Origin of the sequence: Kitasatospora griseola, from assembly GCF_014648555.1 — a bacterium.
In the GTDB taxonomy this organism is placed as follows: Bacteria; Actinomycetota; Actinomycetes; order Streptomycetales; family Streptomycetaceae; genus Kitasatospora; species Kitasatospora griseola.
Map to the genome: position 1 here is coordinate 538 of NZ_BMRI01000025.1, position 204 is coordinate 741.

The 204-nt window shown below is 75.5% G+C and carries 1 protein-coding gene; it reads right to left on the bottom strand.

Annotated elements, in window-relative coordinates; all coding sequences use genetic code 11:
- The coding region (locus tag IEZ12_RS39120; RefSeq protein ID WP_229848002.1) for a hypothetical protein at positions 1-204 on the bottom strand (204 nt) is incomplete at both ends.

Here is a 204-nt window from a genome sequence, read left to right on the forward strand (position 1 = left end):
GGCGCCCTGCTCGAAGCCGCCGTTGACCAGCGCGTTCCCGGGGTTCGGGTTGCCGGTGGGCGAGCCGGACGGGGACGGGCTCGGGGAGGAGGTGCTGCCGCCCGGGTCGGGCAGGGCGGTGCCGATGGAGACGGCGGCCCACGCCTTGGAGACGATGTACCGCTCCTGCGAGTTGGCGCCGTACAGGTCGGCGGCGGCCTGCAG